This window comes from Streptococcus sp. HMSC073A12, assembly GCF_001812815.1.
GTDB lineage: Bacteria > Bacillota > Bacilli > Lactobacillales > Streptococcaceae > Streptococcus > Streptococcus vaginalis.
Genome location: NZ_KV810527.1, coordinates 119,833 through 136,913 on the forward strand (window position 1 = coordinate 119,833; position 17,081 = coordinate 136,913).

At 34.7% G+C, this 17,081-nt stretch carries 21 protein-coding genes and 3 pseudogenes; 23 read left to right on the top strand and 1 reads right to left on the bottom strand.

Features of this window, described 5'->3' with window-relative positions; all coding sequences use genetic code 11:
• Position 1 precedes the first annotated feature (1 nt).
• Positions 2-432: pseudogene (locus tag HMPREF2876_RS01345) on the top strand (cytidine deaminase family protein).
• A 290-nt stretch (positions 433-722) separates the two neighbouring features.
• Here the strand turns inward: HMPREF2876_RS01345 and HMPREF2876_RS01350 are convergent.
• Positions 723-1,655, bottom strand: a complete 933-nt coding sequence (locus HMPREF2876_RS01350) for a nitronate monooxygenase (RefSeq protein ID WP_070241556.1) — start codon at positions 1,653-1,655, stop codon at positions 723-725.
• Positions 1,656-1,967: 312 nt separating this feature from the next.
• On the opposite strand from HMPREF2876_RS01350, the gene HMPREF2876_RS01355 reads away from it, so the two are divergent.
• The 22 genes and pseudogenes from HMPREF2876_RS01355 (at position 1,968) to HMPREF2876_RS01460 (ending at position 17,078) form a co-directional block, all read left to right on the top strand.
• On the top strand, positions 1,968-2,201 hold the full coding sequence (locus tag HMPREF2876_RS01355) for a DUF1858 domain-containing protein (RefSeq protein WP_003025778.1): 234 nt from the start codon (positions 1,968-1,970) through the stop codon (positions 2,199-2,201).
• Positions 2,201-3,565, top strand: coding sequence for a DUF438 domain-containing protein (locus HMPREF2876_RS01360; protein ID WP_024052095.1), 1,365 nt, complete (start codon positions 2,201-2,203; stop codon positions 3,563-3,565). Before HMPREF2876_RS01355 ends, HMPREF2876_RS01360 begins: the two co-directional genes overlap by 1 nt.
• Positions 3,566-3,575: 10 nt before the next feature.
• Entirely contained in the window at positions 3,576-3,830 is a 255-nt protein-coding gene (locus HMPREF2876_RS01365) for a DUF1912 family protein (protein WP_070583979.1), read from the top strand.
• 218 nt (positions 3,831-4,048) lie between these two features.
• Entirely contained in the window at positions 4,049-4,546 is a 498-nt protein-coding gene (locus HMPREF2876_RS01370) for a modification methylase Sau96I (RefSeq protein WP_070583981.1), read from the top strand.
• Positions 4,547-4,548: 2 nt separating this feature from the next.
• Complete coding sequence (locus HMPREF2876_RS01375; protein WP_024052253.1) at positions 4,549-6,045, top strand: primase C-terminal domain-containing protein; 1,497 nt, start codon at positions 4,549-4,551, stop codon at positions 6,043-6,045.
• Positions 6,046-6,155: 110 nt separating this feature from the next.
• Entirely contained in the window at positions 6,156-6,344 is a 189-nt protein-coding gene (locus tag HMPREF2876_RS01380; RefSeq protein WP_070583983.1) for a hypothetical protein, read from the top strand.
• An 8-nt stretch (positions 6,345-6,352) separates the two neighbouring features.
• Positions 6,353-7,132 (top strand): annotated as a pseudogene (locus tag HMPREF2876_RS01385) (DNA adenine methylase).
• Between the two features lie 8 nt (positions 7,133-7,140).
• On the top strand, positions 7,141-8,265 hold the full coding sequence (locus tag HMPREF2876_RS01390; RefSeq protein WP_024052251.1) for a DNA cytosine methyltransferase: 1,125 nt from the start codon (positions 7,141-7,143) through the stop codon (positions 8,263-8,265).
• A gap of 15 nt (positions 8,266-8,280) precedes the next feature.
• The gene (locus tag HMPREF2876_RS01395; protein ID WP_070583985.1) at positions 8,281-8,832 is read left to right on the top strand and encodes a hypothetical protein; all 552 of its coding nucleotides are present in this window, start codon (positions 8,281-8,283) and stop codon (positions 8,830-8,832) included.
• Positions 8,829-9,032, top strand: a complete 204-nt coding sequence (locus tag HMPREF2876_RS01400; protein WP_003030137.1) for a hypothetical protein — start codon at positions 8,829-8,831, stop codon at positions 9,030-9,032. Before HMPREF2876_RS01395 ends, HMPREF2876_RS01400 begins: the two co-directional genes overlap by 4 nt.
• 15 nt (positions 9,033-9,047) lie before the next feature.
• Positions 9,048-9,479 (top strand): hypothetical protein, encoded by a 432-nt coding sequence (locus tag HMPREF2876_RS01405; RefSeq protein ID WP_024052249.1) that lies wholly within the window; start codon positions 9,048-9,050, stop codon positions 9,477-9,479.
• Positions 9,466-9,891, top strand: a complete 426-nt coding sequence (locus tag HMPREF2876_RS01410; protein WP_024052248.1) for a thioredoxin domain-containing protein — start codon at positions 9,466-9,468, stop codon at positions 9,889-9,891. Before HMPREF2876_RS01405 ends, HMPREF2876_RS01410 begins: the two co-directional genes overlap by 14 nt.
• Positions 9,884-10,093 carry a hypothetical protein gene (locus tag HMPREF2876_RS01415; protein ID WP_024052247.1) on the top strand — a complete coding sequence of 70 codons (210 nt, stop codon included), beginning with the start codon at positions 9,884-9,886 and terminating at the stop codon, positions 10,091-10,093. Before HMPREF2876_RS01410 ends, HMPREF2876_RS01415 begins: the two co-directional genes overlap by 8 nt.
• The gene (locus HMPREF2876_RS01420) at positions 10,090-11,103 is read left to right on the top strand and encodes a hypothetical protein (protein ID WP_070583987.1); all 1,014 of its coding nucleotides are present in this window, start codon (positions 10,090-10,092) and stop codon (positions 11,101-11,103) included. Before HMPREF2876_RS01415 ends, HMPREF2876_RS01420 begins: the two co-directional genes overlap by 4 nt.
• Positions 11,104-11,331: pseudogene (locus HMPREF2876_RS10795) on the top strand (hypothetical protein); the annotation flags it as partial.
• A gap of 176 nt (positions 11,332-11,507) precedes the next feature.
• Positions 11,508-11,822, top strand: a complete 315-nt coding sequence (locus tag HMPREF2876_RS01430) for a hypothetical protein (RefSeq protein ID WP_070583989.1) — start codon at positions 11,508-11,510, stop codon at positions 11,820-11,822.
• Positions 11,823-12,265: 443 nt separating this feature from the next.
• Positions 12,266-12,583 (top strand): hypothetical protein, encoded by a 318-nt coding sequence (locus tag HMPREF2876_RS01435; protein ID WP_070583991.1) that lies wholly within the window; start codon positions 12,266-12,268, stop codon positions 12,581-12,583.
• The gene (locus tag HMPREF2876_RS01440) at positions 12,576-12,908 is read left to right on the top strand and encodes a hypothetical protein (RefSeq protein WP_003030124.1); all 333 of its coding nucleotides are present in this window, start codon (positions 12,576-12,578) and stop codon (positions 12,906-12,908) included. The genes HMPREF2876_RS01435 and HMPREF2876_RS01440 overlap by 8 nt, the downstream gene beginning before the upstream one ends.
• Positions 12,909-12,923: 15 nt before the next feature.
• On the top strand, positions 12,924-13,709 hold the full coding sequence (locus HMPREF2876_RS01445; RefSeq protein WP_070583994.1) for a DNA/RNA non-specific endonuclease: 786 nt from the start codon (positions 12,924-12,926) through the stop codon (positions 13,707-13,709).
• 21 nt (positions 13,710-13,730) lie between these two features.
• Positions 13,731-14,189 (top strand): hypothetical protein, encoded by a 459-nt coding sequence (locus HMPREF2876_RS01450; RefSeq protein WP_070583996.1) that lies wholly within the window; start codon positions 13,731-13,733, stop codon positions 14,187-14,189.
• Positions 14,190-14,200: 11 nt separating this feature from the next.
• Positions 14,201-16,555, top strand: a complete 2,355-nt coding sequence (mobP2, locus tag HMPREF2876_RS01455) for a MobP2 family relaxase (RefSeq protein WP_070583998.1) — start codon at positions 14,201-14,203, stop codon at positions 16,553-16,555.
• A gap of 262 nt (positions 16,556-16,817) precedes the next feature.
• The gene (locus HMPREF2876_RS01460; RefSeq protein ID WP_024052239.1) at positions 16,818-17,078 is read left to right on the top strand and encodes a hypothetical protein; all 261 of its coding nucleotides are present in this window, start codon (positions 16,818-16,820) and stop codon (positions 17,076-17,078) included.
• The last annotated feature ends 3 nt before the right edge of the window (positions 17,079-17,081 follow it).

Genomic DNA, 17,081 nt, shown 5'->3' on the forward strand with positions numbered 1-17,081 from the left:
AATGGATATTTGGGAAAAATGTATGAAGAAGCCAAGAAGCTCTATGATCCGCATGAGGTATCGCCCTTTGTGTACGCTAATCATGTTGTAGCAGCTATTGAAGCAGAGGATGGAAAGATTTATACCGGCTTTTGCTTTGAAGGAACCTGTGGTGTTTTTCATCTCTGCGCTGAAAGGGCAGCAGCTTTTAATATGTATCAGTGTTCTGGACAGACAAAAATGAAACGAGTATTGGCTTTTCGTGATAAACCACCTTATGGAGGAGGTTCTGGTATGCCTTGTGGGGCGTGTAGAGAATTTTTAATGGAGTTGAATCCTGAGAATCGTCATCCAGAGTTTATGCTAGATTTTGAAAAACGAGAAACGATTACTTTGGGAGAACTCATGCCTTACTGGTGGGGACAAGAACGTACTGAAAATGACGGGAAATGATATGAAACACTTTTACTGTATGTTAGAATAATATACGAGGCACTTTCTAACAACGAAAGTTCAAAGAATCAGGATGTAAAAATTGCAAAGAAGGTATACTGTAGCAATGCTATTGATATTTTATAGCGTTTGGTAAATGGGTTAGAATGACTTGTTCATGAGTGAGCCTAGTTTAAGGCAGATGACAAATAGGCGACAGAAGTTGAGCAGTAAAATGAAACGCAAATATTTTCAACTACTTCAGCAATAGAAAAACTTGTAGAGATCATTTTCTACAAGTTTTTTCGATTTTACAAGGAAATCTCTGTGTTTTTCAATGCTTTTTGTGCATCTGAGACGATTGTTTCAATGATTTCTTTGCATGGTCGGATTTCTTTTATCATACCAGCAATTTGACCGCACATCATGGAGCCGTTTTTTGTGTCTCCGTCATATACAGCTTTTGAGAGAGCTCCAATAGTAATCTCTTCCAGTTCCTCACGGCTGGTACCTTTATTTTCAAGTTCTATATAATGGTCTGTCATTTCGTTTCGAATACAACGAACGGGGGCACCCGCCCTCCTGCCTGTGACAGCTGTATCTGTATCATTTGCCTTGAGAACGGCTTCTTTATAACTTTCAGCGATTGGGCATTCTTCTGATGCGAGAAATACCGTACCGAGTTGAACTCCTTGTGCGCCTAAAACGAAAGCAGCAGCAAGCCCGCGACCGTCTGCAATACCTCCTGCACCAATCACGGGAATATCAACTGCATCAGTAATTTGTGGCAGCAAAGCCATGGTATTGGTGCTACCGATATGACCACCCGCTTCAGATCCTTCAGCGATAACAGCGTCAACACCTAATTCTTGCATTTTTTTAGCATGTTTCACGCTGGCAATGACCGGAATAACCTTGATACCTGCTTCTTTGAGAGCAGGCAGAATAAATTTAGGGGTGCCAGCACCAGTTGTCACAATAGGAACTTTTTCTTCGATGATAACATTCACAAGCTCTTCGACATTTTTCAGCATCAGCACCACATTAACAGCGAATGGTTTGTCTGTGAGTTTACGCAATTCACGAATTTCTTCGCGCAATTGGTCGCCAGTCATACCACCTGAAGCAATAATCCCCAAGCCACCCGCTTCTGAAACAGCAACAGCCAACTGATAGTGAGAAATTTGCGCCATAGCACCTTGAAAAATTGGATATTTGATGTTTAGTAAAGTTGTAATAGACATACTATCTCCTTCATCCTGTTTTTGAAATTAGTATATCACGATTATAAAAACGTTTTCAAAATTGTGATTTAATAAATTTTCTTTTGTTTGTGAAATATTTTGCTTTGAAAAGAGAATTTATCAATTGTTTTACTTGTGAAAAACAAAGAGTCGTTTTATTATAACAAATACTTATACTATATTAAAAATAGTTATAGATGATGATTGATTCAGAAAAATGGAATGAGGCAAAGATAAAGAGCGTTTTGGTTTTGCTTAGAAAGCAACTACTTTTTGTGTTATAATAATAGAAAAATGTTCATGAGGTGAAGTATGGACAATATCATTGATGTATCCATTCCTGTGGCAGAAGTAGTTGACAAACACCCAGAAGTGTTGGAGATTTTGGTGGAACTTGGTTTTAAACCGCTTGCCAATCCAATCATGCGCAATACGGTTGGTCGCAAGGTGTCGTTAAAGCAAGGATCGAAGCTAGAAGGAACCCCTATGGATAAAATTGTCATGACATTGGAAGCAAATGGCTATGAAGTGGTGGGGCTAGACTGATGGCAGATGAACGAATTGAGATTTTGAAATCCATTTTGCTGGATTTGCATCATGGTGCAACAGCAGAAGAGGTTCAAGAGCAGTTTAACAAGCATTTTACAGGTGTTTCGGCTATTGAGATCAGTCTTATGGAGCACGAACTGATGAACTCGGATACGGGTGTAACCTTTGAGGATGTTATGTCGCTTTGCAATGTTCATGCGAATCTTTTTAAGGGAGCAGTGAAAAATGTAGAAGTGGCTGACACAGATCATCCAGGACATCCAGTTCAAATTTTTAAGCAGGAAAATCTGGCTCTGAGAGCAGCTCTTTTGCGGGTTCGGCGTCTCCTTGATACTTATGCTCAAACAGATGATGCAGAAATGAAGACAGAGTTGGAAAGGGGACTGATGCGCCAGCTGGTCTTGGTCGGTCAATTTGACATTCATTATCAGCGCAAGGAAGAGCTGATGTTTCCGATTATGGAGAAATACGGTCATGACTCACCACCCAAGGTTATGTGGGGTGTGGACGACCAGATTCGAGAGCTTTTTCAGGAAGCAAAGACTGCTGCTGAAGATTTGTCCAATCTAGGTATCGAGCAAGTTCGAGCAACATTTGAAAATTTTGCAGCTGAGTTTGAAGCGATGATTTTCAAGGAAGAGTCCATCTTGCTTATGATTTTGCTGGAATCTTTCACACAGGACGATTGGTTGAAAATTGCAGAAGAAAGTGGTGCCTATGGTTATGCCATTATCAAGCCGACTGAGAAATGGGTACCAGATCGTCAATCATTCACGGAGGCAGAAAAAGAGACTGCTGAGAAGACTGGAAGCGAAGCGGCAGCCAGTGACGAGTTTGTGTCAGACGGTACTATTCAGCAAGTCATTGAGACGCCTGATGGACAGGTCACCATTTCCTTTAAACCAAAAAAGAAAAAGACAGAAAACAATTTTGATTGGCAGAACCAACAGCCGTTTGGACATGGCTATTTATCAGTGGAAGAGGCTAATTTGATTCTCAATCATCTGCCAATGGAGATTACCTTTGTTAATAAGGAGGATATTTTCCAGTACTACAATGACAGTGTGCCAGCTGATGAGATGATTTTCAAACGGACGCCGGGTCAAGTGGGGCGCAATGTCGAGCTGTGCCACCCGCCTAAGTTTTTGGAGAAAGTTCGCTTTATTTTTAAGGAATTGCGTGAAGGCAAGCGAGACAAGTTTGTTATGTGGTTCAAGTCTGAGTCGCGGGATAAATTTGTTCATGTGACATATGCGGCAGTGAGAGATGAAGCAGGAGAATTTCAAGGTGTGCTGGAATATGTCCAAGATATTCAGCCTTTCCGTGATATTGAAGAAGATTTCTACCGAGGAGTAGATTAGAAGGAATATGATGATGTACGAACAGGAATTTTTAAAGGATTTTGAAGCTTGGGTCAAAACTCAAGTAGCAATCAACGAAATGGCTCTTCAAGAGAGTCAGAAAGTCTATGAAGAAGACCAAGATGAACGTGCTAAAGAAGCTGCGATTCGTTATGAGAGCCGTCTGGATGCCTATCAGTTTTTATTGGGTAAATTTGCCAACTATCAAGAGGGCAAGGGATTTCATGACCTACCAGACGGACTTTTTGGGCAGACTAAGTGGTAAGAGTTTGTAGAATTAGAAAAAAATCAATATTTATAGTATTAAAGTAACTTAGAGAGTTGATTATTCAACTCTATTTTTGTTTGTTTAAAACAAGTAGGAAAGGAGAAGTGTTGATGAAATATAAAAATCCCTTATTACTAGTTTTAAGAAATTAAGTCACCTTATTTCAGTATTGACTATCCAAATATTTATTAAAGTATGAATGAAGAGTGATAGCTATGGAAAAAAATATTTTTTATGAACAGTTGATAAAGAGTGAACCATTAGGCTTCATTGACCCGTTCGCTGATTTAGGAGAATTTGATCGATTTCAGCTAAAGTTCAAAAGTCCAGTAAGAGAATTAGTAAATAAGTATTCAGGTGAACGCTATAGCTCACAATGGCAAAAGAAAATAGAAGAGATGAGAAGCCTCTACATTCAATATCAGATAAGTATTAGAGCAGATGATACAGAAAATACTTTTGAAACAAAAGTTAGAAAGCAATCTGATAAAGAGAGTTTTGAAGAAGATGTTATAACATACCTTAAATTGGGCTTTCGTTTTGCAGAAATCGAAAAAAAGATGAATCGTTCAAATAAGCGATTGCGTAATCAATGGAAACGTAGTCAATATGTAGAGACTCATCCTGCAGTAATCTATAATAAGCAAGATTTAAAAGCTGGTTATGCAAAGTCAAAAAATTATTTATCAGGAAGTATAAAACTGAAAGGATAATTATGCAACTAGAGACAATTTATCATCTCATCTTAAAAAATGGGATTAGAAATTATAAGTTTAAGAACAGTCAATTAAGACCTAAAACTTCTCCTGAAGAAGAGAATAAAGGTTCTATTTTTGGCTATCGTTCTAAAGATGATATGGTTCATGCTACTGGAGTCGTTTTAACCTCGTTAGAAGCGATTCTAGAGAATCGAGATAGATTTACTCATTGGACACCAAATGTTTATCGATATGGAGCTTATAGTGACAAAAAACGACGAATTACACGAGGACACAATGAAGAGAATCTTAGACAAATTAACACCTTTTACATTGACTTTGATATTACTTCATCAGCTGAAGAAATGTCCTCTGGAGACATCCTGAATGCGGCAATGGATTTAGGATTTATGCCAACGCTCATTTTAAAATCAGACAAAGGTTATCAAGCTTACTTTGCATTGAAAGAGCCAGCTTATGTGACAGCTCATTCAAATTTCAAAGTCATCAAAGTTGCGAAAGAGATCTCTCAAAACTTGAGAAATCATTTTAGAAAAACCCTTCCAGTTGACTTAACCTGCAATCACTTTGGAATTGCTAGAATCCCTCGCACAGACAACGTAGAATTCTTTTTTGAAGACTATACCTATTCGTTTGAAGAATGGCTTCAATGGTCTATGAAACAGTCAGAATTTAGCTTCTCAAAACGGAAAGCAAATCTAACTGTTATCACAGGAACGGAAGGCAAAAAACAAATTGATGAGCCTTGGTATAGAATGCTGATGAATGAATCAAATATCAAGGGAGCTAAAGCCCTGATGGGAAGAAACAATGTCTTATTCACTTTAGCGCTTGCGAACTATTCATCAGGTGTCTCTCAGGGCGATTGTGAGACAGTTTTGGGACAATTCAATTCAGGATTGGACGAACCACTCTCTCAGGACGAATGTCTGAAGGTTGTCAAAAGTGCTTATTCTGGAAAATACGAAGCTGCTAGTAGAGATTTTGTTCTCTTGCTTTGTAAAGCTTGGGTGGATAAGAAACTAACAATTAGTGATCTTTTTATTCGACAAGGTTGGAAGAAGTTTAAGAAACCTCGACAAGCAAGAAAAAATAGTCATCTGCATGAATGGAAAAGTGATGTCATGAACTATTTAGAAAGTCTGTCACAAGAAGATACTGATCCATTTCTTCAGACGACAAAGAAAGCGATACGAGAGGAACTATCAATTCCAGAAAGAAGTTTAGATAAAGTATTGAAAGTTTTGAAGAAAGAACAAAAAATCTTTTTGAAAGTAAAATCTGGTCGAGGTGGAGGTATTCGAATTGCTTCTATCAAATCTGTTCTTTTATCTGTTATTCAGATTAAAAGAGAGCGTCAGGAAGCTTATTTTGCCAATATAGCCACTTTCTTTGAAGAAAGATTAGGATTTATCCAACAGGTACTTCAAAGAGCAGAGATGGCTTTTAAACAGGTTCAAGAAGTCTCTTTGTTTGAGGTTGACGTAGGCTAGATCGAAAACCCGCAAACTCCCATTACATTATATCTAGGATACCGTGAGGGATTTGTGAGCAGAAAAATAGATGTAAAAAAATAATAATCTATTAGTAGGAGAATATTTCTATGCTAGAAAAACTAAGAAATAAGATAGAACAAAATCTTTATCAGCTTATAAACATAAATAAGAGCTTAGGAGAACTTTGTAAAAGTCAATATGAATTATTGCTACATACTAGTTCTACTGAAGAGGATTTTGTAGCTTTAAATAATGATATAAGATTCATTATTGAATTATATGAAAAGGAAGGTTGAGAGTGATTATGAAATCAATTCTAAGGTATCCAGGAAGTAAATGGAAAGATTATTGACTTGTTTCCAGCTCATAAGAGCTACCTAGAACCATTCTTTGGAAGTGTAGCAGTTTTATTTAATAAACCTTCAAGTTCAATTGAAACGGTCAATGATTTGAATGATGATGTTGTCAATCTTTTTCAGGTAATTCAAGCAACTCCTAAAGAGCTAAGCGAAAAACTCTTTCTGACACCTTATAGTCGGACTGTTTATAACAGGGCTTGGGGACTAAGCCTCACAACGAAGTTGACAAAGCAGCTAATTTTATTATTCGTTCTTTGATGTCTCATGGCTTCCGCAATTTTGAAAAGTCTGGTTGGAAGCGTGATGTGAACGGTCGAGAAAGAGCTTATGCGGTGAATCATTGGAATGAACTTCCTGAAATTATCCAAGAAGCAGCTATCCGCTTAAAACAAGTACAGATTGAGAACCGGCCGGCTTTGGATTTAATTTCAGAATATAATCGTGAGAATGTCTGTATGTATCTTGATCCACCTTATGTTTTGAGTACGAGGACAAGAAAACAATATACAGTAGAGATGGAAGATCAGGATCATCAAGAGTTATTAGAAATATTGAATCAATCGAAAGCTAAAATATTACTTAGTGGTTATGACAGTGATTTATACAATAAGCAGCTGAAAAACTGGGAAAGAGTAGAGTTTCTGGCAACTGCAGAACATGGCTTGTCACGTACAGAAGTTCTTTGGATGAATTTTCAACCGAAAAAGCAGTTGGAGTTATTTTAGGAGGATAAATGAAATTTTTAGATTTATTTGCGGGTATCGGCGGGTTCCGCCTTGGGATGGAATCAGCCGGGCATGAATGCGTAGGGTTCTGCGAAATAGACAAGTTCGCCAGAAAATCCTATAAAGCTATACACAATATGGAAGGAGAAATAGAACTACATGACATCACAAGAGTATCAAATGAGTCTGTTCGAAGAATCGGAAGTGTGGATGTTATCTGTGGAGGATTTCCGTGCCAGGCTTTCAGCATTGCAGGAAACAGGCGAGGTTTTGAGGATACACGAGGAACTTTGTTCTTTGAAATTGCAAGGTTCGCATCTATTCTCAGACCTAAATATTTATTCCTTGAAAACGTCAAAGGACTGCTCAACCACGACGGAGGAGCTACATTCGAGACCATTCTCGGAGCCTTGGATGAACTGGGGTACAATGTGGAATGGCAAGTGCTTAACAGCAAAGATTTTGGAGTCCCCCAAAATCGGGAACGTGTGTTTATTATCGGACATCTTAGAGGAAGAAGTATCAGAGCAATATTTCCTCTCGGCGGAAATGACAAAACGACTGATTGCAAACAACAAAAAATCAAAAAAGTAGGAAATATTCGCAAAAAAGGCAAATCGCAAAGCGGCGATGTTGTCTCAATAGATTCACTTGCCCCAACGCTATGTAGCACCACTACTCAAAAAGACCCTTTGAAAGTGGCGATACCAGGAGGTCTCGCGCCAACTCTTTCAACCATGCAAGGAAGAGGGCAAGAGCCAAAGATTATTCAAAAGGCAAGGGGATTTAATAAAGGTGCTCAGCACAGCATAGCACCTACTTTATCCAGCAATAGCTGGCAAGAGAATAACTTGGTCAAAGTTGTAGACTTTTACAACAAAATCACAAAAGATGAGGTTGGAACATTAACATCAAGTGGGGGAGGTAGCACTGTTCGAGCTGGAAGTTTTGGAATAACCGATGGCTATCGTATTCGCAAGCTAACACCTCGTGAGTGCTGGAGGTTACAAGGATTCCCTGATTGGGCTTTTGATAAGGCGCAAGAGGTCAATTCAAACAGTCAACTATACAAACAAGCAGGAAACAGCGTGACGGTAAATGTGATTGAAGCAATTTCAAAAAAATTTGAATGATAAGGAGAAATAAAAATGAAATTAAAAATAAATAGAAATCTATTGGTGTCCGCTTTTGTGAGAAGCACAATTCTATTCATTGTGCTTGGTATCATTAGTTATTATCTAATAGATATTTTTGCTGCTAATAAAATTCAAAATAATAATACTTATCGAATTGTCCAACTGAAAAGCAAAACTCAACATATTGAAACCAAAAATGAAAAAACAGTTTATACAATTACTCTGAGTCAGTATGATAAAAACAAAGATGTATTTTCCATTCCTATCAATTTGGAAACCTATACCAAACTTAGTTGGTATTCTTCTCCTTTAAAAGGCAATTTCTTGTCAAGCACTTATGTTACTTATACATCTAAAGTTGGTTTCGGTACAGTAGATGATAAAATTCATTTTATTTCTACAGCTCCAGAATTGAGAGAAAAATACGCACATTCCTACTGTTTTCTAATTATGATAAGCTATTTCCTTACTATCACTTGGATCTATATTGTAGAGAGTATTGATAAGGCTAGATTGGCTGAAGACAGTGAATTGGTAAAAATATACAAGGAGGAAAACAAATGAAATATATCATCTTTAGCTTTTTATTAGGGGACTATGTTCGTGATAGTGAAGAGAAGATTTTGGTTTTTGAAAGTCAAGGATTGGCTTGTCAGTATATTCAGAAGCACTACCACAAAGAAGAGCCTATTTCGACAACTAAGAAGTTTACTTGTTTGCCAAACTATTATGATGCACCGTTTCGGTTTCATAAAGTCAGCTAGAAAGAAGGAGTAGAAATGACTGAAAAGAAATATAAAATTCTTCGTGGCTATTATTTAACAGGCGTAGGTCAAGAAGAAGATGCTAATTATTTTAAAATGGATGACCAACATTCTGATTATGAATTTATTGCTGAAGGAGATATTTGTTTGACCTTCTATCAAAACCAAGACGTCATTACAAGTATTCCTGCTTTAATTCGAGTAGATCATATTATTAAATCAGACAATGTTGTATCTAGTCTGTTGAAAGCTGAAAAGAATGACCATCTTCCAATGCTTCCAATTGTTCAGATTTTTGATTCCTTTGATCCAAAGCTCCAAAAGAAAATGCAAAATACTTTTCAAGTATTAAACAGCCAAATAAAAGAATTGTCTCAATTTAAAATGATTCAAGGCAATTTATTTGATTTTCTTGAAGAAGAAGGAGGGGATTATGGTGAAAGATAAACTAATGTTTATGATCGGAATATTTGGATTGGTTTTATTGTTTGGTATGGCTATTTATAGCAGTTTCCAGTTTGATGCCCCTTATGACAGTCATTTAACTCAAAAGCAATACAACGATGTAGTACTTGAGCAAAATGTTCAGCTTGTCTTTTATAAAAAGACTTGTCCTTATTGTCGAGCTGCTAAAAATGCAGTGATTAAAGCTGCTAGTAAGAGTGATTATCCAACGTTTTATATCAATATTCAAACAAAAGAGGGACAAAAATTAGTGCATCAATATGACGTAAATAAAGCAGCTACCGTAGTCTCTATTCGTAAAGGAGTTATCAAGTCTTACTTGTATGCTAAAAAGAACAATAAGGGAGATTTCACAGCTAATAAACAGGCAATAAAGGAGGCATTCCGTGAGTAATTTATTTAATTTTATCGGGCATATTATCACAATGTCTGCTCTGCTGACAGCTTGGTTTTTTCCACTTTTTTATGTGACAATTGTTCGGAACTTTGAACAAGAAAAACGAATCTACAGAGCTTCTTTAGTGTTGATGATGCTTTTAAAAATCATTTATCCAGATAGTAAAATTCATCTTCGTCAGTGGAGGCAAGAAAAATGATAGATACAATAAAACAATTGATTAAACAACTTCAAGAAAGTGCAGTTATTAAATTCTTTTACAGAATAAAAGAATGGTGTCAAGAAAATGTTGTGAAGCGAAAATTGATTACTTTTTCATTTCTGTTAGCTGTCTGGAGTAGTCTATTATTAGGCGCTATTTTTTCCCCGCAGCGTCAAACCTTTACAACAGACCAACTTGCGACTAAGCGAGTATTTGAAAACGGAACAGGAGAAATTAGTTTAGTTAAACAAATCTATTCTCCAAAAACAGGAGTGATTGTTCTTCAGTTTGAAACAACGGATTCTACTTCATCTATTGCACGTGGAATAGATAGTAAAAGGTTAAATTGGAAACTATATGCACAACATAAATCTTCTGATACAAGTATGGAAGTAATTCCAATTACTGATAAAAAAATATCCGTCATTATCAAAAATGTTCCGAAAGGTTTTGGAGCTTTTGCGATTGATATTAAAAATAATAGAGTGACTACAAATCAAATTGATGTAGATATTTCTACGCCATCTAGTTCATCAGATGATGATTTTAAAGGCTTCAAACAAGAAGATAAATCTTCAGAAAATGTGGTTCAATTTTTTGTCACTCCACAAAACAAAAAAATGGAAATAGCAACTGTTAAAAATATTTCTCGTGAAGAATTTGCTCTTCAAGAAATTGAAGAAGAAATTGGTTTTCAAAAAGAGCAGATGAAGAAATTGACTCAATCAATAAAAAAACTAAAAGAACTCATCAAAGATAATGAGTCTTCTAAAGAAAGCTTGCTAACAGAAGCAAAATATTTATCAGGTGATGACTTAACCAAGAATCAAAAAGACATTGAACAGATTGATTCTGATACAGAAACGAAGAATCGTTCTATTGAAACAGCTAACCAAAATATAGATATTTTAAAAGAAAAAACAACTTCGCTAGAAAAGAAAAAGGCGGCTATCAAAGATGGTACATTTGAATTTTCAAGCCCGATAGAGACTGTAGAGATGAAATAACAAAATGTCGTAGAATTGAGTTTTTTAAATAGAAAAGTGACAACAGCTATTAGCTATAAAGCAGTCCAATTCGAGAAAGAAAATGAACGGTCTTTTATCGATTCGGATACAATTTATTATCCTATTTTTAGAGTTTTTTCTTTTGGAATAAAAGAAGATTTTGGTCATAAATTGATTAAATTCAAACTCAGTCGAAGAACTGCTTTTTCTACAATAGGAACAAAATAAAATGAAGGTGTTCTCCCTAATAATTTCATTGGGGAGCGTCTTTTTTTCTTAAAATAATTTTTATTTTTGTCAGGTAAAAGAATTTAATAAATTAGTTTTTTCTGATTTGTCCCATTAAAAACTAAAAAAAGAATATCTCTTATACTAAATAAAATAGAATATAAAGGAGTGCTAAAATGGCAAAAAAGAATATCAATAAAATTAAATCAGAGCTTGAAGAAGCCAAGGCAAAAGTTATCGCTTTGGAAGCAGAACAGAAACTTGCGGAAGAAACTCTTCAAAAAGAAATTGGAAAAATTTATACGCAAATCCAATTCAAAAAAGATAAAAATTTGTCGTATGAAGAAGTTTTATCTAAGTTAAAATCTGAATTAACACTTGTAAAAGAAGAGGAAAAAGAACAACGTTTAGCAGCTAAAAAAGCTCGTGAAGAAGCAAAACAAAATGAAGCAAAAACGCAAGACTTCTCAGCTGAAAATCATCAGAATTAACTCTTGAATAAATGATATGATGATTTATTTTTCCAGAATAGAAAGGTATGTAAATGTATGTATTTGGTGTGTGATATCAACACACAGTGTAAGTAAATGTATTTATTAGTGTATGTAAAAGTAGGTGAAACCGAGAAAATTGATATCACCGGAAACGTTGATACTATCAACTCCACACGGAACGTGGGGACAGTTTCCCTTATGCTCTTTTTCCAAGGCTGAAACACCAGGAGGGCATTAGCCCTGCTGGAATGTTTTGGTGACGGAAAACCGCAAAAATAGAAAACTTGTTTTCGTGATGTTGCGAGTTTGAGGTTTTCTTTTTTGCTTCTTTTGGCTTTTGCCTCGTCAAAAGAAAAAAGAAGGGCACTGTTTTGTATCAATTAGAATATAATTTTTCTTTCAAAATAATAAAAATAAAAAGATAGAGGGAGTATAAAATTATGGATATTTTAATCCGAGGTTTATCAAAAAACGAAGTGAATTATTTGAAAGTTTTAGCGAAAGAATCAAAGGCAAAATCGTTCAATCAGTTTCTACTTTCTGTCTGTCGTGAAAAAATTGCGAAAGGACAATTTAATCATTCAGAAAGTTTATATTTGAGTCATTTAGAAAATATAAAATTGACTAATGATTTTATTTTAGCGCAGGTTCAAAAACAAGAAGAGCAACTGAAAACATTTGAAGATAAAATGGATCAATACGCCAATCATATTTCTCGTTGGCTAGAATATGAGGGTGAGGTAGAAAGTGATGACTAGAGAAATCAAAATTCGGACTGTACCTAATTTAATATTTTCTCAACTTGAATTGATTTGCGAAAAATATGAGTTTTCTAGCTTTAATCAATTCATGCTTGACCAACTTCAAAACATCGTAAACAATGATGGATTGAATTTGTATCAGAATCAATTTGCGAAAACTTTATCAGAAATTAAATTTCAACAAAAAGAAATCTTAGATCAATTATTGAAAAATGAAATTCGTCAAATTAGTTTGGATGCGAAACAAGAAGTTGTCGAAAAATTGACGACAGATTGGCTACGATTTATAGATGATTTAGATGCTCTTGAAACAGAAAAATAATCGAAAGGAGTATAGATGAAGAAAAATAAATTTGCAGTAATTGCTCTCATTTTTATTGTAATTTTTTTAATTCAGCCCCAAAATCGTGAGCAATTAACTACCGTTTTTACCAAACATGATATTAAAGAGCAACTGGCTTTTACTGATTCACCTGAAGAAAAAAATTTTGCCATCAAAGACCAGTATCAAAAACAAAATACTGCTTTGAAGAAAAAAGTTTTTGACGGACAACAAGTGATATCTATTAATAAAAAAGCTCAATTTACTTCTCAGGAATTGAGTTTAGAAAAAGGTGCTTGGGAACATTATTCAGATTTAGATTTTTTAGGACGAGTTGGTGAAGCGAATGCTATGTTAGGAAGAGAACTTATGCCGCAAGGAAAAAGAGAAGACATTTCTTTTGTTTATCCTTCTGGTTGGAAAAATAAAAAAATTATTTTTAACGGAAAAAAGGATTATTTATATAATCGATCACACCTAATTGCTTTTGAATTGAGTGGCGAAAATGCGAATGTTAAAAATTTATTTACTGGAACAAGAGCATTGAATGCTAACTTTTCGGCTGAAAAAAATTCGATGGTTTATTATGAAAATATCATTGCTCAGTATATTAAGACAACAGGTCATCATGTACGTTATCGAGTGACCCCGCTTTTTAAAAATGTTGAATTAGTCTGTCGAGGAGTTCGGATAGAAGCGCAAAGTATTGAAGACCAAACTATCTCATTTGATATTTATATCTTCAATGTTCAACCAAATTATGAAATAAATTATTTAACAGGAACATCACAAATAAAATAAAAAAGGAGTACGATAAAACAAATGAAATCGAGATTATCTATTTATTGTAACGAAAAAAATTTGCAGAAGTTTGGGGAAGTTGTTGCTTATTTGGGAAGAGAAGAAAATAAATTTCTTTCTCACAAACAGACAGTTTCTGCGACATTTACAATTCTACTGGAAACCTTTTATCAATTATTCATTGAAACAGGAAACGAAATGAGTTATTTTGAACGAATGGCTCAATTGAAACAAGATGTTGAAAATTCTCCAGATGAAAGTCAAAGAGCAATTAAACAGTTGAAGAAGCTGATGGATCAATTACTTTATCTTGAATTAACTAATTTCCATTTAATCACAAAGGGTGAGGAATGGGATGTGCAGGATTTAGAATCAATTTATTCAAAATTAGATTCTAAACAACACGAATTATTAGCTCGAATTCAGGATGTGATTCAGGAAGACATTGCACGAGGTCAAACTATTAAACATTCTCATTAAGGAGGTTTTAAGTGAGTGAAATAACGAGTCCAAACATCACTTTTATGCTGCAATATACTGAGGCAAATGCTCAGTATGTTGACTATACAAATCGAGATGAAGCTGTTGAATTAGAGAATGATTTATCTTTAGAAAATCACAAGCAAGTGATTGAAGATTTGACAGAAGAACAAATTAAAGAAATCAAAAAAGCTGTTCCTGAACAAAATTTAAATTTTAAAGAATACATTGATTATATGAATCGTTCTTATGCGACTGAACAACAAAATCAGGAATGGACTGCTGTCTTTAATCAAGATGCTAATTATCTTCAAACAAAACGTGTGGATCAATTAAAAAGAAATTTAGAAGAAGCTTATCAAAATGGGTCATTGCTTTGGCAAGGAGTCATCTCGTTTGATAATGAATTTTTGTCTCAAGAAGGGTTGTATGATAAAGCAACTGGTCATGTTGATCAACAAGCAATTAAAAATGTTATCCGTGAAGCTATGCCAAAAGTCATTCAAAAAGAAGGACTTTCAGATTCAGCTTTTTGGTGGGGAAATATTCACCTCAATACAGATAATATTCATGTTCATATTGGACTTTCTGAAATCAATTCAAATCGGGAAAAGATTTTTTATCGTCCACGTGGTCGAATGGAATATCGAGGTAACTTTTCTCAAAAAACTATTAAGCAGCTAAAAAGTGATGTATTTCATGGACTAATCAATGAACAGACTCGTAATATGATTGTCAGAAAAGAACAAGTTTTGGCTAATCTCAAATCTGATCTTTTAAAAAATGTTTTTAAAAATAATCAAGTGACGCTTTCAGCTGAAAAAAATTTTTTGGAGCAGGCTTATAATCATTTGCCTTTTGAAAAACAATGGCGGTATGCTTCTAATGCGAAAGATTTTGCAGTCAGTAAATTCTTTATAAACAAATATCTTGACTCCTACTTTGAAAACGAAGGGAAAGAAGATTATCAGAAATTTCTTACGGAAACAAGAGAATTTTTAGAAATGTACGAAGGAGTTTATTCAGCTGAAAAAAATCAAACTTACGAAAAGCTGCGATACGTGAACGGAAAAGCTGTTCGCATCCAAGGACAGTCTAAAGGGTATGAGATTGAAAAATTGATTCATCGAAGAGAACATGAATTGAGAGAGCGTTTAGGAAATCAGATTCTACAAAAATTTAAGCAAGAGGTGCCTAGAATTGCCAATGTCGAACCTAAAAATAATATAGAAGACTTTTCTAAAGGAAATCAAGAAAGGATTCGACAACAGTGTCCAGATGCTACGTTTGTACACTTAGCTGATGTTTGGGAGAAAATGGGCTATCTTGTCCCTGAAGAAGCTATACCCATTATAATTTTAAAACCTGAAGTTAATGGAAACAAAGCTGAGAAGCCAACTTTTGTTCCAACTAAAGCTTACGACATTAGTCAAGTACAAGAAGATGTTCTGAATAAAAGAATGAATTTGAAACAGTTATCTTTGTTATCTTCAGATGAATTAAAAGAGCTAGTGGATGCTGCTAAAAATAAAGCAAATCGAACAGAGAAAGAGCGTCAGGAATTAGGAACTTTCCGCTATGCTTTAAAATTAAGTTTGTTAAAAGAGCAGCAGGCAACTTTGTTAATTCAAAAACGTTTATTAGAGCAGATGAACCCTTTAAAAAATGACCAAACTTTTGTTACTTTTAAAAAAATAGAGATAGAAGAGCGACTAAAACATATCGAATTTCAACTGACTCCGAATTTTAAACTAAAAAAGGGGGAGCTTGCAGAAAAAGAAAAACTATCTCAAAAATTTGAAGATAGTGTCCAATTTTCAATTTCAAAAGCTTCGGCTGAAAAAATCCAAGTCCCTATAAACCGTTTAAATGCTGAAATAAGAGCTGTTTCGTCTCTTGAAGATAAAAGTATCCTTTCCCTATTAAAAGGGCAGGAGATGACAAAAGAGGGCTATATAGATGAACTAAAGACGCATGTGACTATTTTTCAGGTGAAACATAGTATTTACAACAATAACCAAATTATTGCTGAGACTAAAGATGATAGTCAAATAAAAAACTTAAAAAAAGAAAACGCCATTCATTTTTCTGAATTAAAAAAATTATATCGGAAATTATTACCTGAATCTGAAAGTGAGAAACAAAGTAAAATCGCTCAAGCTGTTTCTAAAAGTATGCAAGAAAAGCAGCAGATAAGACAATTGAGTTTGCAACAAAGTCAAGCACCTTTAAAAATATCAAAAGATTTTATGCGTGGTTTGACTCTTGCTTTAAAAAATGCGGAAAAAGGAAATATGCGAGCCTTTATGGAAAAAGTAAGAGCCGATGAACGTGCTGAAAGAGAAGAGCAAGCGCAACAAATATAAAGTCCAAAAATAAAAAACGCACTAACAAAAATATATTAGTACGTCATGTTGTTAGAGAGCAACTCCCAAACTTTATTATACCATACGATTGGCAAACTGGAGAACCTATTAACGTCACTTGTTAATTGAATCAATAAAAAAGGGCTTTCAAGTTTATATTGAAGGCTTTTTTTGTGGCGATTTTTAACTCTGAAATGTCCCATTAAAACAAGAATTTTAATTATCTCTTACACTAAAAGTAAAATTGAAAGGAGTTTTCATTATGAAACTATATTTTCCAGATGTTCAAATTGAAAAATTTGATTTTGATGAAGATTGGTTGATTCGTTCTATTAATCCATCAACTTATCAAGTCCTCTATGAAGGCTTGGGTAAAAATAAGGATTTAGAGATGGTTATTAGTTATCAAGATAATCCTGAGCTGTTTCAATCTCTTGGTAAAGGTGAGTTAGTTCAATTACCAAAAGAACTATTTCTTCAGCCAGAAGAAGCAGAACCTTGCTTAGAATATGAATGCTTTTAAAAA